General features: G+C 49.1%; 19 protein-coding genes. 6 read left to right on the top strand and 13 right to left on the bottom strand.

What is annotated here, in order from left to right; genetic code table 11:
* Positions 1–11: 11 nt before the first annotated feature.
* A complete protein-coding gene (locus AC5I6P_RS21355) occupies positions 12–1,244 on the bottom strand; it encodes a glycosyltransferase family 2 protein (RefSeq protein ID WP_495695780.1) in 1,233 nt (410 codons plus the stop codon).
* Between the two features lie 249 nt (positions 1,245–1,493).
* On the opposite strand from AC5I6P_RS21355, the gene AC5I6P_RS21360 reads away from it, so the two are divergent.
* Complete coding sequence (locus AC5I6P_RS21360) at positions 1,494–2,399, top strand: tetratricopeptide repeat protein (protein ID WP_495695781.1); 906 nt, start codon at positions 1,494–1,496, stop codon at positions 2,397–2,399.
* A 180-nt stretch (positions 2,400–2,579) separates the two neighbouring features.
* On the opposite strand, the gene AC5I6P_RS21365 is transcribed toward AC5I6P_RS21360, so the two are convergent.
* The 11 genes from AC5I6P_RS21365 to AC5I6P_RS21415 form a co-directional block, all read right to left on the bottom strand.
* Positions 2,580–3,107 (bottom strand): YqeG family HAD IIIA-type phosphatase, encoded by a 528-nt coding sequence (locus AC5I6P_RS21365; protein WP_495695782.1) that lies wholly within the window; start codon positions 3,105–3,107, stop codon positions 2,580–2,582.
* A gap of 220 nt (positions 3,108–3,327) precedes the next feature.
* Positions 3,328–4,452 carry an endolytic transglycosylase MltG gene (mltG, locus tag AC5I6P_RS21370; protein WP_495695783.1) on the bottom strand — a complete coding sequence of 375 codons (1,125 nt, stop codon included), beginning with the start codon at positions 4,450–4,452 and terminating at the stop codon, positions 3,328–3,330.
* Positions 4,453–4,613: 161 nt separating this feature from the next.
* Entirely contained in the window at positions 4,614–5,174 is a 561-nt protein-coding gene (locus tag AC5I6P_RS21375; protein ID WP_495695784.1) for a DUF3727 domain-containing protein, read from the bottom strand.
* 147 nt (positions 5,175–5,321) lie between these two features.
* Positions 5,322–5,804, bottom strand: a complete 483-nt coding sequence (gene ruvX / locus AC5I6P_RS21380; protein ID WP_495695785.1) for a Holliday junction resolvase RuvX — start codon at positions 5,802–5,804, stop codon at positions 5,322–5,324.
* Positions 5,805–6,998 carry a GNAT family N-acetyltransferase gene (locus AC5I6P_RS21385; protein WP_495695786.1) on the bottom strand — a complete coding sequence of 398 codons (1,194 nt, stop codon included), beginning with the start codon at positions 6,996–6,998 and terminating at the stop codon, positions 5,805–5,807. It abuts the gene before it with no gap.
* 141 nt (positions 6,999–7,139) lie between these two features.
* Positions 7,140–8,342, bottom strand: a complete 1,203-nt coding sequence (locus AC5I6P_RS21390) for a F420-0:Gamma-glutamyl ligase (protein ID WP_495695787.1) — start codon at positions 8,340–8,342, stop codon at positions 7,140–7,142.
* 131 nt (positions 8,343–8,473) lie between these two features.
* Positions 8,474–9,409: an NAD-dependent epimerase/dehydratase family protein gene (locus tag AC5I6P_RS21395; protein ID WP_495695788.1), complete on the bottom strand. Its 936-nt coding sequence runs from the start codon at positions 9,407–9,409 to the stop codon at positions 8,474–8,476.
* A gap of 65 nt (positions 9,410–9,474) precedes the next feature.
* Positions 9,475–10,176, bottom strand: a complete 702-nt coding sequence (locus AC5I6P_RS21400; protein ID WP_495695789.1) for a Uma2 family endonuclease — start codon at positions 10,174–10,176, stop codon at positions 9,475–9,477.
* Between the two features lie 62 nt (positions 10,177–10,238).
* Complete coding sequence (mnmE, locus tag AC5I6P_RS21405) at positions 10,239–11,612, bottom strand: tRNA uridine-5-carboxymethylaminomethyl(34) synthesis GTPase MnmE (RefSeq protein WP_495695790.1); 1,374 nt, start codon at positions 11,610–11,612, stop codon at positions 10,239–10,241.
* The gene (gene rimJ, locus AC5I6P_RS21410) at positions 11,612–12,178 is read right to left on the bottom strand and encodes a ribosomal protein S5-alanine N-acetyltransferase (RefSeq protein ID WP_495695791.1); all 567 of its coding nucleotides are present in this window, start codon (positions 12,176–12,178) and stop codon (positions 11,612–11,614) included. Before rimJ ends, mnmE begins: the two co-directional genes overlap by 1 nt.
* A gap of 15 nt (positions 12,179–12,193) precedes the next feature.
* Positions 12,194–13,621 carry a protein adenylyltransferase SelO gene (locus AC5I6P_RS21415; RefSeq protein ID WP_495695792.1) on the bottom strand — a complete coding sequence of 476 codons (1,428 nt, stop codon included), beginning with the start codon at positions 13,619–13,621 and terminating at the stop codon, positions 12,194–12,196.
* 209 nt (positions 13,622–13,830) lie between these two features.
* On the opposite strand from AC5I6P_RS21415, the gene AC5I6P_RS21420 reads away from it, so the two are divergent.
* The gene (locus tag AC5I6P_RS21420) at positions 13,831–15,651 is read left to right on the top strand and encodes a ShlB/FhaC/HecB family hemolysin secretion/activation protein (RefSeq protein ID WP_495695793.1); all 1,821 of its coding nucleotides are present in this window, start codon (positions 13,831–13,833) and stop codon (positions 15,649–15,651) included.
* On the opposite strand, the gene gloB is transcribed toward AC5I6P_RS21420, so the two are convergent.
* Positions 15,648–16,418, bottom strand: coding sequence for a hydroxyacylglutathione hydrolase (gene gloB / locus AC5I6P_RS21425; protein ID WP_495695794.1), 771 nt, complete (start codon positions 16,416–16,418; stop codon positions 15,648–15,650). The two genes, AC5I6P_RS21420 and gloB, sit on opposite strands and share 4 nt — an antisense overlap.
* Positions 16,419–16,593: 175 nt before the next feature.
* Here gloB and AC5I6P_RS21430 point away from each other — a divergent pair, with 175 nt between their 5' ends.
* From AC5I6P_RS21430 to AC5I6P_RS21445, 4 genes are all read left to right on the top strand, one after another.
* Positions 16,594–16,890, top strand: coding sequence for a hypothetical protein (locus AC5I6P_RS21430; protein WP_495695795.1), 297 nt, complete (start codon positions 16,594–16,596; stop codon positions 16,888–16,890).
* Between the two features lie 44 nt (positions 16,891–16,934).
* Positions 16,935–18,272 carry a glycosyltransferase gene (locus tag AC5I6P_RS21435; RefSeq protein WP_495695796.1) on the top strand — a complete coding sequence of 446 codons (1,338 nt, stop codon included), beginning with the start codon at positions 16,935–16,937 and terminating at the stop codon, positions 18,270–18,272.
* A gap of 51 nt (positions 18,273–18,323) precedes the next feature.
* On the top strand, positions 18,324–19,475 hold the full coding sequence (locus tag AC5I6P_RS21440; protein ID WP_495695797.1) for a glycosyltransferase family 4 protein: 1,152 nt from the start codon (positions 18,324–18,326) through the stop codon (positions 19,473–19,475).
* A 282-nt stretch (positions 19,476–19,757) separates the two neighbouring features.
* Positions 19,758–21,566: an ABC transporter ATP-binding protein gene (locus AC5I6P_RS21445; protein ID WP_495695798.1), complete on the top strand. Its 1,809-nt coding sequence runs from the start codon at positions 19,758–19,760 to the stop codon at positions 21,564–21,566.
* Positions 21,567–21,578: the final 12 nt, after the last annotated feature.

Raw genomic sequence — 21,578 nt, forward strand, 5'->3', positions numbered from 1 at the left:
CTTGATAAGAGTTAAACCTGGAAGCCCATAGCATGTAGACCTTGCCTCAGCCGCTCAGCCTCCGACGACTCTTGCTGCTGATAGAGCGTGATCGCCTGTCGGAATGCCTCTAGGCTCTCTGTCACTTGTCCTACTTTCATCAGAGCGACACCGAGGTTTTGATGAGCTTCTGCGTAATCCTGATTCAGGGCGATCGCGTGTTGATATTGCGCGATCGCAGGAGCCAATTGCCCCATTGATTTGAGCGCCACGCCTAAATTGTGATAACCGACTGAAAAAGTTGGATCGACCCGTAACGCTTGCTGATAGAGTGCTGCCGCGTTATGCAAGTCTCCTTTATCTTTGAGAAGATTTCCTAGATTGTTGATTGCTCCTAGCTTCAGTTTGGCAGGAATGGGTTGCTGAATTGCGGCTTGGTAGTGTTGCTCTGCTTGATTGAAGTGCTGTGCTTCAGCGTAAGCGCTTCCTAAATGATAGTGAAGCTCATAAAGCGTTGAAGCGTTGTGGAGAGCATTTTCCTTGGCATCGCTATGAATCGATCGCAGTCCTCTTCTCAGCAACTCCAATCCTGTTTCTCGTTCTCCTATCTGGACGTAGAGCGCGCCTAGCTTACTACATGCATATGGATCATTCGGATGCGTTGCTAGAAATCCCTCCACCGTGTGACGCGCTCGATTAAATTTATCTCGCCTTGCAATTCCATCAGACCAATATCCTTCATGTAAAACTGCCACTTTTGGTAAATGTCCAATTTGCCAATGAGGTTCGCGGAGTAGGAGTTCGCTGACGCGATCGTCGATTATGGCGTGGTAGGGACGGGTGAACTCGATGTCAGGATGCCGTCGAAACAACCGAGACAGCAGTGAGTAAGGAGATTGGACAGTCCCTATCTCATGGCGCAACAGATTAATCACCAAATGGTGCTCGCTCTGAACTCCTTGTTTTAGAGCAGGAATGATATCAGGAACTAAGACTTCATCTGCATCCAATACTAGAATCCAATCCCCTTGAGCGTGTCGAAGTGACTCATTTCGAGCTGCCGAAACGTCGTCGCACCATTCGAAGGAATAGACTGATGCACCATATGTTTTGGCAATATCGATGGTGCGATCGCCCGATCCTGTATCGACCACGATCATTTCGTCTACTGCGCTGCGTACGCTCTCCAAGCAGCGTGGCAACCGTTCCTCTTCATTTTTGACAATGATGCAAAAACTAATCTTGATTGTTTTTTCATCGCTCATTCTTCATCCCTCCTTGCGAAGCAGGTCGAAGGTTTCCCTAGTTTGACGAAGCCTAAGTCCATACGGACATAACTGCTCAACAAATACTGTGGATTTTACTGCGATCGTTTGACGGCTGACTGGGCACTACTACATAACTTCTCTATTTGTAATTTCTAGCGAGCGTCTAAACGCATTAATTGAGTTGCAAATAGCGAGAAGGGGGTGCGCTTTCAATCGATAGTCGCCGTCTAAACTCAGATTGAACTTATGAAAACCTCTTTATTGTGCAGGAAAGGAATTCCTGCATCTCGTTTGGCTTGGCATGTCGCTTGCCATAGTGTTGCCATGCTGCTGCTTGGTCTATCGCTTCCCTCTGCGGCTCAAGCCAGTTTACCAGTTTTAATTCAAGAGCAAACTCAGAGCAGCCATGTATTTTTTGAGCGGGGATTACAAAAGCTTAGAGCTAAATTCTATAAGGGTGCGATCGACGAATTTAATCGTGCCATTAGCATCGATCCAAAATTTAAGGAAGCCTATAGTGGCAAAGGATTTGCTTACATTCAGTTAGGAGATTTGCAAAATGCGATCGCCACCTATAACCAAATTCTTCGCGTTGATCCAAATTCTGCCAGTGCTTATTCAGGGCTAGCGCTAGTGCGTCAGCGATTGGGCGATTTTCAGCAGTCGCTGACCGATGCTCAGAAAAGTACATCCCTGCAAGTTCTCCAAACGGCTCGGCAAATCTATCAAGGCGAATTGAATTTGTTGGAGCTGAATCAAATCCAAGGACTACAGGGAACGCGGGAAACCGTTTGGCAACTGATCGAGAAAGGATATCAGAAGATTGCTGCCAAAGACTATTTCGGGGCCGTGGAAACGTTTACTCAAGCGACTAAAGTAGCTCCTGAGGGCGAAGGTCGTCCTTATCTCGATCGCGGTGTCGCTTATTTCTGGCTACGCAACTACCGCTCTGCAATTCAAGACTTCTCGACCTCGATTCGGTTCAATCCTCAGTCGGTTAAGTCCTACGAATACCGTGCCCGCGCTTACGAGGAGGTCGGCGATCGTGAAGCGGCTCGATCTGATCTCAAGAAAGCAGTCGAACTTGCCCGTCAGTTTGGAAGTCAAAACTATGCTCAAGTTCTGTCTGACAAACTGCAACAGATTCGATGAGAGGTAATTCCTATGTGCTCCTCAACGGACAAAGCGCCAATCTTTTTCAAGGTTGACGCTTTGCCTAGTATTCATAGTGATTTATCAGTCGAGCCTTTATTTTTGCTGGCTCAAATTTATCTTTACCAAGGATGCCAGAAATTTGTGAAGAACTCATTAGTTCTAATAATTTTTTAAGATTTAGGGCTTGTGCGGCGTTAGCGTAGCTCCTAGGGCTTGAGATAGCCAAAACTCAAACGTATGAACTGGATAGCGTCTCGCTGTCTCGATCGTGGGATCGACCATCGGTTTCACCAGAATGGTATACATGCCTAAACGGTTCCCCGCTAACACATCGGTAAACAAGCGATCGCCTACCATCCCGACTTGCTCTGGTCGCAGCCCCATTCCGTCCACAGCCCGTCTGAGCTTGCGGCGTGAGGGTTTTCGGGCCCCGGTAATGTAGGGCACATTTAATGCCTTAGCAATCCGGCTGATGCGGTTCTCCTTAATGTTGTTGCTCACCAACCAAAGTTGGGTGACTTGTCTGACTTGCTCTGCCCAAGGCAACAACTCTTCCGAAGCTTTTGCGCTAGTAATTGGGACAAGCGTTTCATCAACGTCTAGAACTAGACCCTTCAAGTGGTTCCGTTGAATCAGTTCAGGAGTCAGTCCTAGAATTGTGGTTTCTAGGAATAAGTCGGGTTGAAGAAGTTTGCCCCAAGACATAGTCGGTATGCAGCCAAAAGGATAAGATGATTCGGACAAAAGGAAGCACTGGATCAAGACCTCAAAAACCAGTGGCAGTCCAAAAGATCCTACTCAGTAATACAAGCAACTAGAGTATCGTCCGCAATAAAGAACGCTACGAACAATCCAACTTCAGGTTACTTCCTTACCAGTTTAAAGGGATTTGTCTCAAATCCAAACCTTAACGATCACAGACACCTCAGTTTTTGCGGCTAGACGGCTGCTCTTGACTCTTCTCTTGAGCTTGGTTTACCTTTGCATCGACCGAATCTCGAATCGAGCCTTGAGCCGATTCGTGTTCTGCTAAGGTTTTGCTAAACACGTGAGTGCCGTCATAGCGAGCGACAAAGTAGAGATAATCGGTTGCTTCTGGGTTGAGAGTTGCTTTGAGGCTGGCAAGTCCAGGACTCGCGATCGCGGTCGGCGGTAATCCTGCATTGATGTATGTGTTGTACGGCGATTGGGTCTCGACTTGACTCAACGTCAGCGGATTTTCAGGTGTTTGTGTGACGCCTAGCGCGTATTCCACCGTTGGATCAGAGCCTAACGGCATGTTTTGCTTCAGGCGATTGGAGAACACTCCAGCAATCAAAGGGCGCTCGCCCGGAATCACGGCTTCCTTTTCTACAATGCTAGAGAGCGTCACCCATTGAGCCAGAGATAACGCCATGTTACCCCGATTTTGGTTATAGATCGGCAGAGCAATCTGCTCAAACCGGCTGAGCATTTGGTCAATCACCTGCTGAGGCGTAATGACATCTCCTGCGGCGATTTGATAAGTATCGGGGTACAAGAATCCTTCTAAGTGAGGCGCATCTTTGGGCAACCACGGAAAGCGGTCTACCGGAATTTGCCGCGCCGCGGCCCGAAAATCGTCTCCTCGAAAGAATCCTTGTTGCTCAAAATAACTTGCCATCTGCTTGACCGACCAGCCTTCAGGAATGGTGAAGCTGCGTTGCGCAACCTGACCTGACCAAATTTTTTCGGCGATCGATTGCAGTGGTTCGGTGGTCGAAAGCTCATAATTTCCAGCTTGAAAGCCCCCATCGGGATACTTCCACGCCAGCCAGCGCGACCACAGTTCCCATGCCTTAGCCGACCGGATTAAGCCTGCTGCTTCCAGTTCTTGACCAATGCCTTGAGCCGTCGTGCCTTGAGGAATTTGAATAATGACCCGCTTGCTTTGAGCGGGCGCTGACGCAGGCGTAATCGGCGCACTTGCCTGATTCCACCATGCCTGTGCTCGCCATGCCGAGAAACCAAGGGCAGAGCACACCAAGACGAGAAAAATAGAGAACGATGCAAAGCGCTGGGCTAGTTTCATAGCGATGTTGTAATTCGGGGATCAGCTATTGCCTTTGCCAAGAAACAAATATTAATCGTCTTTGCCTATTAGTCAACATTTATTAGAGCTTTTAATAAGCAAAAAAGGGAGAAAAGACCCAGATTGGCGATTTTTCTCCCATTGAATTTGGGCTGTATTGCCTATTCCATCTCGTCAAACAGTTGATCTTCGAGCATTGGCAGCATCGGCTCAATTTTCTTTAACTCTTCTTGAGACAGGAGCTGGGGCTGTCCGTCACCATCCAATCTTGCCAAGATGAAATAGGGGTCAAGGGGAGTATAAATGGCGAATTCTTGCTCTTCGTGCCAAAAGCTGGCGAGCAACTGTAATTCTTCTTGTTCGTCATCTGAGTCAGATTCGACTCCTGCCCACTCTTCGTCTTCATCTAGATCGGGCAAGTCGCCTTCTACGGTGAGAACCACAGCCGTTCGTTTGAGCGCTAGATTTTGTTCTTCTAAAACCGCTTTTGCGATCGCAAAGACTTGATCCAGCGTTTCCTGGTCTTCGACTAAGACGGCTTCGTCTTCGTCACCGTTTTCTTCCCATGCAAAGATTTCGATGGGGGAGTCAACGGGCAGTAGCAAGACGTACTCCTGTTCATCCACGTCCAAGGAATGCTCGATGTAGCAGGTCAACTGGAGTCCGGCTTCATCAGTTAGGGTGACGGTGGGGGTATCCATATCTAAGCTGTCGTCTTCCATTGGACTTTCTCTATCTCGATTCATTGGCAGTTCTGGAGTTTCCTAACGAAGTTGCGGTTCGTCTTCCAAAAAGTAGTATCTCGTGAAATGGACACGGAATGACTTTGGAATTTGTAGTTCGTAATCTCTAATTGAAGAAATAAGGCATTAGACTTGAATCCCGCTGTTTCCTGAGTTCTCTAATATCTCGGTTTCGTGCTTTTTCAAGTCTTGGCGGCGCTGGTCGAGCCATTGTTGCAAAATGATGGCGGCGGCTTTGCGATCGATGAGTCCTTTGTTGCGCGATGGAGCGATTCGCTGGGCGTGCATCATTTGTTCTGCCTGATAGCTCGTGAGGCGCTCATCCATGTACTCGACGGGCAGATTCAGCGCCTTAGACAGCGATTTGGCAAACTTCTGGACTTCTTTGGCCTGAGATCCGATCGTGCCATTCATGGAATAGGGCAGACCCACAACGAGAAGCTGAACGTCTCGTTCGAGAATCGTTTGCTGGAGAATCTCTACTACCTGCCCAAACGATTTGCGCTCGATGGTAAACAATCCGGTCGCAATCAGCCCGGTTCCATCACAGCCGGAGACACCAATTCGTTTGCGACCAACATCTAGCCCTAGCGCTGAAAGTTTTGCCATTTAGCAATAGCGATCGCCACTATGAGGATCAGCGCCCTTAGAGTCTTCCTTGGGCTGAGGCGGAAGCGGCTTCACCGACTTCAGCATTGAGATTCGACCCGGAACGGGTTTTCGAGCAGGCTGTAAGCCTTGCAGCATGTCTGCGATCTGCAGTCCTTCTGCGATCGATTTCGTTTCTCGGACTTTGTGCCACACCGAGCGCGACATCAGCAGTGTGTGTCCAATCCGGCTTGCTCCGATCAGCTCTAGATAATCTTCTCGTTCGGGCTGATAGTCTGGAGACACCATTTGCAGCGATTGAGCGGGCACTTCTCGTGTAATGCGCGCCATTTGCGCCATCAGCTCAGGATAGAGCCAGGTGTAGGCAGGATTGACTGTTAACTGCGCGTTGTGCGGCTGCGATCCATCGCGGCACAACCGGACTTGAAAGTACCCGATCGCGGCTTTGCGCTGCGGCTCGAATACGTAACCGCTCACGCACTCTGTTCCAGTGATCCATTGCCTCACCCAATCAATCAGAGAACCGAACAGACTCGTTTTAAAATCTTGAATATGGCGATCAAAGACCTGACGCACGAGGGGCGGCATTGCCATCGTATCGAGTTGATAGAGCAACTGAGCGTCTGCATTGCTGACAGGCAGTAGATTCGGCAAATCTGGCTCTCGCTCAGACAACTCTTGCAGCTGCTCTGCCGAAATCGACCAGTAGGTCATATTCGCCAAGGGCTGAAACCCGTTTTGTCGGTAAAGCGCTAACGCCGCTTGATCATTGATGTCAATTTCTAAAATCCAGATTCGCGCTTGCCAAATTCGCTCCAGACAATAGCGCAACAAGAGGGAGCCTACGTCCATCTTGGTCAGAACTGGAGTATCGGTTTGAGCCTCATTGCTATCAGGTTTTGAGGCGGGCGCAACCGCGACGCGATCAACCCGCCACGTGCTACCCGTACGGTTAAACGGCGACACCTGAATCATGCCTTGAACACGCTGACCCAGTTCTGCCACATAGACGCAAAGCGAATTTTGAAAGGGATTGGGAAACAGGCTGAGGAGTTTGAGCAGACCATACCAATGTCGAATCGACAGAGGCTTCTCGCGCACCGTTGAGCAAGCAGGCTGATCGGTATCTGCGGGGTTTGGACAGAGTTGATCGACCGCATCCAAGTCTCGGTACTGAATTTGGCGGATTGCCATTTGAGTATTCTGAGAAGAAGCTCGAAACATAGAACAATGGCGAGGGTCAATCCCAAGGTAAGAATTTAGGGTTCAATTTGGGTCAACCTTAAGAAAGATTCACTCAAAATTGCGTTGTAAATGAAGCGGACGGAGCGGCGGTCATCCAATTGGAAACTTGCTTTGCACCCTCTGAGTTGATTCGGTAGGGCGAATCAATACAACGGGCGTTTGCTCATTCGCGTTTCCGGCAGGATTGCTGATTAAGGCTTGCTTGAGCAAGTCATGAGATAAATCAGCAGTCGATGCCAATATCTTAACTGCTTTCAAGTCATTGACATCGACAATTGCGGCGGAAAGTCCGGTTTCCTGCTGAATGCGATCGCAGATTTCGCGGGGATTATGAGGTCCCAATACAATAAATTTGTCGTAAGGAGGAATTGTTCCGGTCACATCGTCGATCAATCGCGCCTGTTCGCCTGCCAATTGATAGAAGACTCCTTTCTTGCCGATCAGTTTTGCCAACGACCCAACCAAGAACGCAAAGAAGACCCGCACAGGCCCAACTAGATCGATCAAGGTTTGCAGTCCGCACGCGGTGGCGAGGCTAGAAGTCGGTAGAAACAGGTAGCACAGCCGTTTCGCTAGCCAACCTGGTTGAATGCTGCTGGGATGCCGGAACCGCCCTTGCATAATGGCTACAGGCGATTCTCCGAGCGTCACGATGTCGCCGGTTTGGGCGTGCGGTAGAACGTAGCGCTTGACGATCGCAGCGGGATCATCCAAATGTGTCAGCAGATGAGTCCGAATTGGTAAAACATCGGCGTTAGAGGCAGGACGCCAGCGACTCGATTCTTCGACAGCCGGAAATTTGAGCGGCACAATCACATGACGCACTTTGGGATAGCGTCCTTCCGGCCCGTAGGTCATGTAGTGGATTTGAATCCAAGCCACTCTGAGTTGACTGAGATCGTGTCCTTTGATGTCGATCATCACCTCGATCGGATCGTCTTTGCCAATTTTGACGATATGACTTTCCCAGTAGCCATCAGCGCGAACTTCTGCCCCTTTGAACCGAGGTTCAATGCGAGTCGTGGTCGTGATGCCCTCTAAACCAGCGATCGATAGCAGTGTCACCTCCGCCCGAATCTCTGGAACCATTACTTCTAAACGTTCGGTGAAGTTGTGAAATTTTAGCTCACCGACTAGAACGTAGTGCTGAGGTTCGTAAACTTCGATCTCCCACTTTCCCGAGGAAAGCTCCATCTTGTTGCCGAGACGCCGCCGATACTGCAGATCCAACCCCAACAGCACCAAGAGTAATAAACCGACTGCAACTGCAATCAGGGCGATTAGAACGTTCACGTCAAATTCCTCTGTCATTGAGAGACAAAGATATCCAGGAGCGGTAACGGCGTCAAGGGGGAAGGCGGAATGAGGGGGCAATGCCTGCTTTCGCGAGGAATGTCCCGGAGGGAGAAACCGCTGTGAAATGACTAGATGGTGGAGAGGATTTGATCGTCTAGGGAGAAGTCGGGGGTGGATTGATGACGATTAGAGGCTAGATAGTCGTTATGAAAGGAATCTTTTAAGCCAGAGACGAGATCAAATTCGGGTTGCCAGTTGAGGTCTGCGATCGCGTGACTGACATCTGTGAAAAAGTGCTGGGTTCTCATGGGGAAGACTTTACGTTTGCCAAAATCGAACGCCTTGGGATCGTAGTGGACGAGTTGGAGCGTTGCAGGATCTTTTCCGGCGGCTTGGGCGCAGGCGCGAGCGAGTCCATCGAAGGTAACAGCGCGGTTGTGGGACACGTTGTAGATTTGCCCGATCGCTTTAGAGTTGCCTAATACTTTGGTCATGGCATTAGCTAAGTCCTTCACATGTCCGAACTGGGTGAAGTGCTGTCCGTGACCAGGAATCGGGACAGTGCGATCGCGGACAATTCGATCAAAGAACCAAGCTTCTAAATCGTTGTAGTTTTGCGCTCCATAGATGTAGGTGGGGCGAATCGAGGTGAAGGGCAATCCCTGTTCTGCCAAATAGAGTTCTGTGTCATTTTTGCCTTTGTGACGGCTTTTCGGATCGACAGGATCACCTTCGATATGCGGCATTTGATCGGATTTTTGATAAACGCCTGCCGAACTCATGTAAACAAAATGCTGAACGCGACCGTTGAAAATGTCGGCTAGAGGTTGGGTGTCGCTTAGCTCTCGTCCGTTGTTGTCAAAAATGGCGTCAAATTCTGTTCCTGCCAGCTTGTCTTTCAGGTCTGTTGGATTGGTGCGATCGCCCTGAATCTGCTGAATGCCTTCGACGGGAGCAGGCTTGTTGCCGCGATTAAATAACGTCACGTCATGACCTTGCTCGACCAATAACCGAGTGAGATAAACCCCAATAAATCGAGTTCCTCCCATGATCAAAATTTTCATGATGCGATCGCTCCTGCTGACAACGATCTTTTATTTTAGAGCGATTGTGCAAGCTTCAAGTTAGGTTAGAGCGCTTCTGGATCAATCCCAAGTTCTCGCAATCTTGCCGCTAAGCGATCGGCTCGTTGGCTTGCCTGTTCTGCTCTAAGTTCAGCTTGCTGTCTTGCAAATTCAGATTCTTGATGGCTAAGTAACTTCTTTTGCGTTATTGGATCATAGAAGCGCAATTCTTGATTTTCTAAATGAAGTTCCAGACCCAAAGTTTCGCTGGAAATAGAGAGTCCACCATTATCTAAAGAATGAGACGGAATAGCCGTGTAGTTTCCATCTATCAACTTGAGTCCCTGCAATTGGGGCTTCAAATAGTCTCCCGTAGGATCATACTGAAAATATTCTTGAACGCCCCAGAAGGCATACAGTCCTTTCTTAGAACCTTGATCTTCATGGACTGTGGATTTCGAGGTAATTTCTAATACAAAGTTCGGGAATTTTCCGTCTTCTTCCCACACTTTGTAAGTTCGTCGTTTGCGTTTAGGAAGCCCTAAAACCACAAAAACATCAGGCGCAAGATATGCCTTGGGGTTTCCTTCTTCGTAATAGAAACAGATGTTTCCAGACACATAAACGTCAGGACGACTTTGAAAGTGAATATCCAATGCTTCGGTGGCATACATCAGGTAAACTCCCTGAAAATCGGTCTCTGCCATCGGTTTACCGTCTGATTCAGGATATTCAATTTGAGTGGATTGCCAGTCCGTAGTTGTCATAGCGCTCGTTCTCCCTACGGTTTGGAGGTCTGAATGAATTTTAGCATGATGGTACAAAAATACTATTTCCCAATGCAGAATTGACTGAAGATACGATTGAGAACGGATTCGGTTACATCTTCACCAAGAATTTCGCCCAAAGACTGAATGGCAATTCTGAGATCGATCGTCCAGAAATCTAAAGGGAGTTGATCTGCGATCGTATGCTGCACCTGTTGAAGTGCGGTTTTTGCTCTCGTCAATGCCGCTGCTTGGCGTTGATTAATTGCAACATCAAGGTTAGCCGCTTGAATCTTTCCAGTTTGAACAGTCGATAAAATAGCTTTTTCTAGATCATCGATCCCTTGATTTTGGGCGGCGGCAGTTTGGACAGTTTGATTGATTGATGCGGGATAGTGAGGAATATCAACAGGATCGATGAGATCAATTTTGTTAATGACCAAAATGAAGGGGCGATGGCCTTCATTCACTTGATCATAAATTTCTTGATCTGCATCTGTCCAACCTGCTTGGGCATCAATCGTTAACAGCACCAAGTCCGCCCCTTGGGCTGCCGAGCGTGATCGCGCGACGCCAATTTTCTCAACTTGGTCGTCTGTTTCTCGAATCCCAGCTGTATCAAGCACTTGCACCGGAATTCCGCCGACCACAAGCTGCGACTCCACTACGTCACGAGTTGTCCCCGGAAGATCAGTGACGATGGCGCGATCGCTGCGGCTCCAAGCATTCAAAAGGCTCGATTTTCCCACATTCGGACGACCAACGATCGCCACCTTCAAACCTGTTCGCAACAATTCGCCCCGATCTGCCGTTGCTAAAATTTGCGTGACATTTTCTAACACCTGAGCCAGTTGCGATCGAATTGCTAGCTCATCAAGCGGGGGCAAATCGTCTTCAAAATCGATCCGGGCTTCCACCTCCGCCAGAATATCCAAGCAAGCGGCTCGGATTTGCCGAATTGGAGCTGCAAGTTTGCCTTGCAAGCCTGCGATCGCGCTTTGAGCCGCTTGCTGTGATCGCGCTCCAACTAAATCAGAAATGCTCTCTGCCTGCGACAAATCTAATCGTCCATTTAGAAAAGCTCGCAGCGTAAATTCTCCCGGTTGAGCTAGTTTTGCGCCCTGTTCAATACAAAGCTGTAGCACCTGTTGGACTGCCATAATGCCACCGTGACAGTGAAATTCGACCACATCTTCACGGGTATACGATCGCGGAGCCAGCATCAACATTAACAAGGCTTCGTCAACCATAATTTGCGTTTGAGGATGACGAACAAACCCGTATAGAATGCGATGACTTTCCCAGGCTTGATTGCCCGGAGAATGAAAGAGACATTGGGCGATCGCAACGGCTTCTGCGCCAGACAGTCTAACAATGCCAACACTGCCTTGTTCCGGCACAATTGCAGTTGAGATCGCGGCAATAGTCTCTCTCATCACGTGTCTACCCAATTAGAATTAATGAGGCTAGTTAAAATATGATCTTCCCACTTGCCATTAATCAATAAGTAATCTCTAGCGTAGCCTTCTACTACAAATCCTAGCTTCTTTAAAACACTGCCGCTACGCCGATTGTGAGGCATATAATTTGCATTAATTCGATGTAAATTCAATCCTTCAAATAAGTATTGAATTCCGGGTTGCAGAGCTTCTACCATGTAGCCGTTTCCCTGTTCTGACTGAGCCAGGCTATAGCCTAAACTGCATGAATAGGAGACTCCTTGAACCATTTGAGTAAAGTTGGCAGTCCCAATAATCTTCTTAGGTTCTGCCCGCGTGAAGATAAACAACCGCAGTGAGCGATCGTAACCAAATTCAATCAAACTTTTCTCAATTTGCTGCGTCCAAAAATCCTTGGTGTAAAAATTTCTTGGTCGGATTGGTTCAAAGGGTTCAAGGAAGGCTTGATTCTCTTTATAGTAGTGGAGAACCGCCGCTACATCTTGCTGAGATAGCAGCCGCACAACTAGCCTTGAGGTCACAAAAACAGGTGGTTCTAACATGCTTTCAGCGCTATCTTATGAGCGAATTCGATCCAGTAAATCGTAAAAAGGTTGCCAATTGTTCTCTTGTGTAATTGGCTCCCAAATTGCCTCAATTTCTGGTCGAACTAATCCAACTTGTGAGTTGTATTGATGTAAGCGCTCGCGCATCTTGATCAGGTTATCACTCGACATCAGATTTAAGGCTAAATAATATTTTTCTCGCCACTGATTAAAAAGATTGAGAAATTCTTCAGGCAGGACAACTTCACCGAAGATATTGCTAGCTTCTTCTCGCCAATTGTCAGAAAATTGCTGAGTCAACTCCCAAAAGAAATCCTGATAGTCAACTTGAGATTCTTTTAAGAACTGAACCGTTAGCTTAACCAGTTCTTTCGCCATCGAATCCTCTAGGTGATCAAACCCTAATCGGTAAAGCATTCTTTGCCGATAAGCCGCTTCGTAATACGTCTCGAATGCTGATAAGCCTGTTTCCAAATCCGCTAAAGCAATGATCCGCTTCAAAGGGGCTTGCAGCATTTTCAAATTCCAATGACAAATGGGGGGCTGATTGGCATAACTGTAGCGCCCAGAATAGTCAAAATAAGCGGCTGTAAATTGCGGATCGTAACTTGGAATAAAGCCGTAAGGCCCGTAATCAAAGCTTTCTCCGGTAATAGACATATTATCGGTATTTAAAACAGCATGGCAGAATCCCGCCGCCATCCACTGCGCGACGAGGGTTGCGGTTCTCTGGACTAGTTCAGCGTAAAAGGCCGCGTATCTATCACGATCGCTTAGCAAATGCGGATAGTAATACTCAATGACATGATCTAACAGAATGGCGATCAGATCTTTACGATCGTAGCGATCGAGTCGCTCAAATGTACCAAACCGAATGTGCGATCGACTAAATCGAATCATCACCGACGATCGCGTGGGGGACGGCTCATCTCCTCGCCAGAGGGCTTCTCCGGTTTCGATCAAACTAAGACATCGTGACGTGCGAACCTTCAGTCGATGCAGCATTTCTGCTGCCAGCACTTCTCGCACACCACCTTTTAGAGTCAGCCGTCCATCGCCGCCTCTAGAGTAGGGCGTTCGTCCCGAGCCTTTGGTTCCAAAGTCGTAAAGCTCGCCATTCTTGTCCCGGACTTGACCATATAGAAAGCCTCTGCCATCGCCCAGCGCAGGATTATATTCACCAAACTGATAGCCGTGATATCGCATCGCCAAAAAAGGCTTCCGATCCTGAAACTGCCCGAACGCTTCGACAAAATGCTGGTCGGTGACGGCTTGCGGATCGAGTCCTAACTGGGCCAAAACATCATTATTGCGAAAGCGCAAGCTGTGCTGCGGAAACTCAGCCGCTGCAACAGGATCAGAAAAGTCGTTTCCCAAACGCTCAAAGGCAGGTTCGTAGTTAAGTGTCAATAGCGGATTATGATGATCGGTCAGGGGCATGGAAAGAAAAAGTAGTTTCTTTGATCCTAAAGCTAATTTGCGATTACGAAATTGCGGGGTGATAAGTTTCGTGCCTGCTGAGTTTCATGCTGACTGAGTTGAAATAGAGAGCGGGTATGGAGTGGAATCATCTAGGCACCCAGCATTACACCACGGCTCAAACCCCTCCGTACTAACCGCAATGGCGATCGCAGGGTTTGTCTATAATCATGAAAGCAATTTATCTACGGAAAGATTTTTCTCATCGGGGCGATCAATTGATGAGTAAATTGATGAATATTCAGGTTTTATGGTGTCTAACTAGTCTAATTGGGCTTCTTACTGCACCGAACGCGATTGGCACAGAGCGCAACTCTGAGGAATCCGCAGAGGCTTCTTTCAACGTCGCACAGACCGCTCCATCTCCAGCCCTGCCAAGAGCCAATCCAAACCCCGATCGCTTTCTCCAACCGATTCCCAACCCGCAGCCCCTGCCAGCAGAAACACCCCTCTCACCAACTCCAACTCCGACTCCAACTCCCGAACCGTCGTCGGTCAACATTCCAGTCCGCAAAATTGAAGTCGTGGGCGGAACGATACTGAGCGCAGACGAAATTGCGCGAATTACCCAGCCAGTTGAAGGAAGAACTGTCACTCTTGAAGACCTGCGAAACGTAGCAGACGCGCTCACACAGCTTTATCTCAGTCGTGGTTACATTACCTCCAGAGCGGTTGTTGCTGATCAAGAGATCGTAGATGGCGTTGTGCAAGTCCGAGTGATTGAAGGCTCGATTGAAGCCATCGATCTTCAAGGATTAGCGCGGCTCAAACCGTTTTACGTGCGCGATCGCTTACGCCTCGGAACCGCGACGCCCCTCAATAAAGACAAGCTCGAAGACCAGTTACGGTTGCTCAAAGCCGATCCGTTATTTGATGCAGTAGAAGCAAGTCTGCGTCCTGGAAGGGGCTTAGGACAAAGCATTTTGACCGTCCGGGTTCAAGAAGCCCGTGGTCTAAACGGCTTTTTTGGAGCGGATAACTATTCTCCGCCCAGCGTCGGCTCCGAGCGATTCGGCGGGATTGTGGGCTACCGCAACCTAACTGGGTCAGGAGATCAACTCAGCGCGGCTTTTTTTCGGACGGCTCAAGGTGGCTCCAATGCGTTTGATTTTAACTACCGAGCTCCGGTCAATGCGATGAATGGAACGCTGCAACTCCGGGTTGCCCCAAGTCGCAGCAAAATTGTCGAGCCTCAGTTTGCCGCCTTTGGCATTCGCAGCAATACCAATCTCTATGAACTGAGCTACCGCCAGCCGCTCGTCCGCTCTTCCCGCGAAGAATTTGCGCTTTCGTTGGGATTTGCCGCGCAAAACGGACAAACGTTTTTGTATCAAAACACGCCGTTTCCGTTTGGCATTGGTCCTGATGCCAATGGCAACAGCCGGACTCGCGTTCTCAAATTTGGACAAGATTATATCAAGCGCGATCTTGAAGGAGCTTGGGCGCTACGATCGCAGTTCAGCTTTGGTCTAGATGTCCTCAATGCCACCAAAAATTCAGCCCCGACTCCCGACGGGAGGTTCTTTAGTTGGTTTGGACAAGTTCAGCGGGTGCAGCGACTCGGTGCAAGTCATCTCTTGGTCGCTCAAGCCGATCTGCAACTGACGCCAAACACTCTATTGCCCTCTCAGCAGTTTGTGATTGGTGGGGGTCAAACCTTGCGCGGCTATCGCCAAAATGCCCGCTCTGGCGATAATGGATTTCGGGTCTCGCTCGAAGATCGAATTGTGATTCAACGCAACGAAATCGGCGCACCGATTCTTCAATTCGCGCCGTTTGTAGACTTTGGCTCGATCTGGAACCGTTCTGGCAATCCCAACGTTCTCCCCGCTCAAACCTTTCTTGCCAGCGCCGGATTAGGCGTTATTCTTGAACCGTTTCCGCAATTTACAGTTCGGCTAGACTACGCGTTGCCATTCTCCGATCTGAGCGATCGCGGTGAAAATGCTCAAGATAAAGCCTTCTACTTTAGCGCCGGATATAGCTTTTAGAAGTTGTCTTTTTTCTGACGTAAAGCCGCGAAGGTTGTGACCGGATCGCGTTGATGCGTCGCCTGTTGGATCGGGGAGGTGTCCCAGCGCAGAAACGGGTTGGTGCGTTTTTCAACTCCAAGTACAGTTGGAATCGTGGCTTGATTCTGACGACGCAGCGTTTGAACCTCAGAAAAGCGAGCTTGCAAATCCTGATTCTCTGGATCGATGGCGATCGCAAACTTTAAATTGCTCAAGGTGTACTCGTGGGCACACCAAACTCGGGTTGTGTCGGGTAAGGCTCTAAGTTGACTCAGCGATCGCACCATTTGCTCGGGTGTACCCTCAAACAGCCTGCCGCATCCCGCAGAAAAGAGAGTGTCTCCGCAAAATAGCTCTCCTGGCTCCGAGCCGGTTGGCGGAAAGTAGTAGGCGATATGGGCGCGAGTATGCCCCGGAACGAAAAACACCTCCGCTTGGCGCTCGCCAAACGAGACGCGATCACCCCCCTGTAAAAATACTTGCTGTCCCGGAATTCGTCCGCGATCGTGACTGCCTCCATAGACGATCGCATTAGGAAACTGGCGTAGTAGCTGCGTGTTTCCGCCTACGTGATCTCGGTGATGGTGGGTATTAAAAATGGCGACGAGAGTTGCTCCTAATTCACCTAGCTTTTGCAGCACAGGTTCTGCCTCTGCGGGATCGACCACCGCCGCGATCTGCGTTTGAGGGTTGTGCAGCAGAAAAACGTAGTTATTAGAAAGGACTGGCATTCGGTAGATTTGCATGACTTGAAATTTTCGCCTTCGTGTTTATTCTGACCTTCAACCTGTCAATACTTAAGTAGCGTGAAGGCGTCAAGTCAGAATTTATAAATTCTTGACCATTTACTTACCGTACCTTTGCCTAGCAGCGTTAGAAAGGCGCAAAAGTAAGAAGGTCAACATAATTAATGGTATCCATATGAATACCGCTATGATTCGCGACTTGCTGCTGTGCGCGATCAGTCCCCTCGGTGATGAAGCCCTGATAACTTCTATGGTAAAAGCATCCCAAAATCGATTCAACTTGCCCACCAAACGAATTATTGAGCGGGTTTTGCAAGTCGGGCACCTCAACCGTCAAGAACATCTTCACTTGGCATCCGTGTTACTTGCTAGCCAACGCATTACCGAAGAAGAGCGGCGGCAGATTAACCGCATTTTTGACGACATCCAAAGTGGTCGAATCAAATTAGTGGACAACCAGGATTTGATTTAACGCGTACGTATTCCGTTTCTGTTTCACGCTATTTTTTTTTGCCCATGAAGCTGATTCAAACCAGTGCTTGGTATCCTCCAGACTCGTCAGGAGGCGTGGAAGTCTATCTAGACGGATTAGCTCAAGATTTAAAGCTGTTCGGCGTTGAGTGCGTAATTGGTACGCCGCTTAAACCTGAGAAAGCCTCCCCATTGACCGTTTCTCAGACACGCTCTCAGACACATCACCACAATGGCATTGAGGTGTATCGCTATGCGTCGTTTGCCGACTTTAGAAGCTGGCTGCAAGCGAGTCAAAGCAAGATCTATCACCAACATACGGTGCGGGATTCTGAAAGAAATCCAATGCGGGGTGGATGCGGCATTCCTCATCTTCGCCTCGCGCGTGAATTGGGCATGAAAACGATCCTGACCGTTCACATGCCAGAGGTAGTTTGTGTACGCGGCACAATGATGCAAGCCGGACAAACCGCCTGCGATGGGCAGATCAATGTGACTCGATGTGGTCACTGTTTAGGCGTTTCAAAGCGCGTTCCGCCTTGGATTGCCGAGCCGTTAAGTCAACTGCCGCGATCGCTTGTCACCGCAAGTTATGATCGACTGCGGCAATCTAGCGATGTCCGATTCCGCCAATTGGGAACGACACTGAGGACGCCAGCGCAGGTGCGCGATCGCGCGCATCAACTGCGAGAAATTGTCCATCTCACCGATCGAATCGTCGTTGTCTGTCAATGGCTCTACGATGCCCTTGTGGCAAACGGCGTTCCTGAAACCAAACTCCTTCTTAGTCGCCACGGCGTTTCTCCGACATCCCACCTTTCACGCTCTGTCTCTCACGCCTCGCTTAAGATCGGCTTTCTCGGTCGTTGGCAAGAAACAAAGGGCGTTCAAATCCTCGTTCAAGCGCTTCAGCATGTGCCGCGATCGCGGCCTGTCGAACTGATCATCCATGCTACTCATGCGGATGAGCACGGACAGGCAAACCGCGAACGAATTCTTGCGATCGCAGCCCAAGATTCCAGAATTCAGATTCGAGATCCGTTGAGTCGTGCCGACGTACCTGGTGCGATCGCTCAGTTCGATCTCTTAGCCGTTCCTTCACAGTGGCTTGAAACGGGACCTTTGGTTGTGCTAGAAGCTCATGCGGTTGGAACTCCGGTCATGGGTTCGGATTTGGGCGGCATCGCTGAACTTGTCAGTCACGGCAAAGATGGCTGGTTGATTCCAGCGACAGATCCCCAAGCTTGGGCAAACACCATTGAACACTTGGCGGAACATCCAGAAGTTGTCGCGACGCTCAAGCAAGGCATCCGACCTGTAAAGACAATCCGTGAAGTCGCGGAGGAGATGGTAGCGCTTTATGAAGAACTTATAGAGGATTGAGGGTACTTTTAGTCAGGACTCTGGCGCACTCTTTGTTATGAAAGTTTCGTTATGAAAGTTTCTATTTTGACTCCCAACTTTTCTAAAGGTGGCGTCGATCGCGCTTATCTTTTAGCGCAAGTGCTGCGATCGCTCAATCACGATGTCGAAATTTTGGGATTTTTATTTGGCGAAAAAATCTATCCAGAACCGCCGCCAGATCTGCCGATTGTATGTTTACCCGGAAATCAGCCACCTTTGTTTACCTCGGTTAGACATCTGCTCTCCAAGATCGATGGTGACGTGGTGTATGCTGTAAAGCCTAAGCCCGCGAGTTTTGGCGTCGCGTTGCTCAAAAAACTTCAGAAGCGATGTCCTGTCATTCTAGACATTGACGATTGGGAAATGAGTTGGATGGGCGGCGATGAGTGGCGCTATCGTCCGGGACTAAAACAATTTGCGCGGGATGTATTGAAATCGGATGGCGCACTGCGATCGCTCGATCATCCTCTTTATCTCCGATCGATGGAAAAGCTAGTTTCTCGTGCAGATGCCATCACGGTGGACACGCAGTTCCTAAAAAATCGCTTTGGCGGCGTGTATCTACCCAATGGCAAGGACACGGGTATGTTTGACCCGCAAAAATACGATCCAGAGGAGAGCCGTCGTAAATACGGATTATCCGATTACCGGGTGCTGATGTTTCCGGGCGCGTCCCGTCCTCACAAAGGCTTAGAAGACGTTTTGGTTGCTCTCGATCGTCTAAATCAGCTTGACTTGAAGCTTGTGATTGTCGGCGGCAGTCCTTACGACGACTACGATCGCCACCTGATCGAAAAGTGGGGACGCTGGGTGATCAAACTCCCGCCTGCTCCCTTTTGGCAAATGCCCGAAATTGTAGCCGCCGCCCATGTCGTAGTCGTTCCCCAACGGGACACCGTAACCGCCCAAGCCCAGTTTCCGATCAAACTCACCGAAGGAATGGCGATGGCAAAGCCAATTCTTGCCAGCCGAGTCGGGGATATCCCGGAGATCCTAGGTAACACTGGATTTCTTGTAAATCCCGGATCACCAGAGCATATTGTAGAAAGAATTAATGAGATTTTTCAAGATTGGGATTTAGCTCAGGACCGGGGACTTCAAGCTAGAGAACGCTGTTTAGCTCACTACAGCGTGAATGCTATGGCTCCGATCGTCGAAAATTCCTTGTCTCAACTGCGCTAGTGGTTGCTGTCATTAGTGATCGCGCTCTTTCTAAAAACGCTGGGAGGGCGCGATCGCATATTTAGCCGCGATCCAGACGTGGTAGAAACTTTGCGTCAAGGAGTTTAAACCTATTATCCGTACGTTTGATGCCGTTGCCGATGAGATGAAACTGCTGTATCAGCGTATCCTGATTCAAAACACCCTGTCTAAGTGTTTCCTGCACTAGACAAGCGGGATAACTAGAAACAGTTCTTTGTCGTCGCTTGATGTGCCCTGATCGTCGTTTGTCTAGAACACTCCATGTCGCCTAACAAGCTCCTCCTTCAATTTGCCTTGCGATATCCCCGTTGGATTGTCGCAACAGTGGTTTTGGGCTTTTCGGGAGCCTTGTTTAATGGTGTCAGTACGATGCTGATTGTCCCCGTCGTTCTTGGGTTTTTGGGACAGGATGTGAATCTCAAGGGGATTCCTCCAGTGTTGCAAAGAGCCTTCTCTAGTGTGGATGGACAAGCGGGAGACACCCGATTGCTCACCATGATGGGCGTTGTGCTGTTGGCAATTTTGCTCAAAAATATCACTAGCTATGTCAGCACTCTATCGTCGAGTCATTTGTCGCGATCGCTGGTCAACGAAATTCGCAAAGATGGCCTCAAACTTTTACTCGACGTAGATTTAGACTTCTACGCTAAAACAAAAATTGGAGACTTAATCAATCGTTTAGGTGGAGAAGTCGGCTCAACGGCTGCCGCGATTCGGATTGCAATTCAGATGATCACGACGGTGATCACGGTGTTGGTGTTTGTAGCACTACTACTCGCGATCTCTTGGCAACTGACCCTGGCATCTACTGTACTATTGCTATTTGTTTCGATCGCAAATAACTATTTTGTCAAACGAGCGAAGCAATTTGGGCAGAAACTCTCGGATCAGTCGCGTGATTATTCGGTAGCAGTGCTGGAAATGCTGTCAGGAATCCGATTGGTAAAAGCGACAGGCAACGAACGGCAGGAATATCACAAGCTCGAAACGTTGATTGATGCGCGAGAACAAGCTGATTTTCAATCCCAGGCAAATGCGGCCCTAATTGGCCCTGTTAATGAGATGGCAGGCATCTTAACAGTGCTAGCGATCGTGGTTCTCGGTCGGGTTTTCTTTGCCGCCGAACTCGAATCACTCTCAACGGTTCTACTCACGTATTTGCTGATTTTGTTTCGCCTGTTGCCCTTTGTTGGGCAACTCAACGGCGCTCGCGGTGCGTTTGCAACAATGGCTCCTAGCGTTGCCGTTGTCAACGAATTTCTGCGACGTGACAATAAACCGTTTATGAGCAAAGGCAATCACACATTTATTGCCCTAGAGAACGAAATTCAATTCCAAAATCTATCCTTTTCGTATCCCGGATATGATCGCCAAGTGCTAGATCGCGTCAATCTATCGCTACCAAAAGGAACCACTCTCGCATTAGTCGGTTCTTCCGGGGCGGGCAAATCGACGATGGCAGACTTGTTGCCTCGATTTTACGACCTAACCGACGGACGAATTTTGATCGACGATCGCGACTTGCGCGACTTTGATCCCCAATCGTTGCGTCGAGCAATGGGCATCGTTAGCCAGGATACGTTTTTGTTTAACGACTCCGTTCGCAACAATATTGCGTATGCGTGTGACTCTGTAACCGACGATCAAATCATCGAAGCGGCGAAACGTGCCAACGCTTACGAGTTCATTGTGAATTTGCCGCAAGGATTCGAGACGCTGATTGGAGATCGCGGCGTTATGCTCTCTGGCGGACAGCGACAACGCCTCGCGATCGCGCGTGCTCTCCTGCGCGATCCAGATATTCTGATTCTTGATGAAGCCACCAGCGCACTTGATACCGTTTCTGAACGGCTCGTGCAGCAAGCGATTGACGAATTGAGCCGCGATCGCACCACGCTCGTCATCGCTCACCGTCTGTCTACGGTGCAAAACGCCGATCAAATTGCCGTTCTCGATCAAGGTCAAGTGGTCGAACTCGGAACTCATACTGAGCTTCTCAAAAAAGGCGGTCTCTACGCTCAGCTTTATTCCATGCAATTCTCAAACGAAGAACAACCCGTCGGCCTCTAGAAATCTCGCATC

This window comes from Myxacorys sp. (genome assembly GCF_059501405.1).